The 583-nt window shown below is 66.9% G+C and carries 1 protein-coding gene; it reads left to right on the top strand.

The features are described 5' to 3' along the window. Positions 1–502: TetR/AcrR family transcriptional regulator (locus tag DYI24_RS27555; protein WP_164574562.1), on the top strand; the 502-nt coding region annotated here is incomplete at its 5' end. Positions 503–583 lie beyond the last annotated feature (81 nt).

Genomic DNA, 583 nt, shown 5'->3' with positions numbered 1-583 from the left:
CGTCGATACCGGGCTGATCCGGATCCATTTCGGCGACAAGGCCGCGCTGTGGCTCGCCTGCCTCGACGCGGTGACCCAGGAAGCCGCGCCGATCATGGCGGTGATGACCAAGCTTTCCACCGAAGCCGATCGCCCGATCTACGACCGGCTGCGCGAAGCGATCGAGACCTTCGTGGCCTTCGGCATCGCCCATCCGGAAGTCCGCCAGTTCGTCGCGCAGCACCCTGCTGAGACGCCGGAGCGCGCAGCGCTGTTGATCGATCGGCTCGCCCGGCCCGCTTATCTGTCGATCCGCGATCTGGTGCAGGCCGGCATCGATTGCGGCGTGGTGCGGACGCCGCATCCGGCGCTGTTCTTCCTGCTGCTCAGCAACTCGGTGCATCAGCCGCACTCGGTGCCGGTGCTGCTCAACGAGATCGCGCCGGACATCGCCCCCGCCGAAGCGCCATCGTTACTGGCGCGCAGCATCGTCGCGACCTTTCTGCATTCCCCCACCTCGTGAAGGACCAGACCATGACTGCTTCAGCCGATCATTCCGCTCGCCGCTTCAGGCTCCGCATCGCTTCGCTCGCCGCCGCAGCGC

It is taken from the genome of Rhodopseudomonas sp. BR0C11, assembly GCF_010820945.1.
Lineage (GTDB): Bacteria > Pseudomonadota > Alphaproteobacteria > Rhizobiales > Xanthobacteraceae > Rhodopseudomonas > Rhodopseudomonas palustris_H.
Note: the sequence above shows the minus strand (reverse complement) of the source record. Positions and strands in the feature narration are given on the sequence as shown.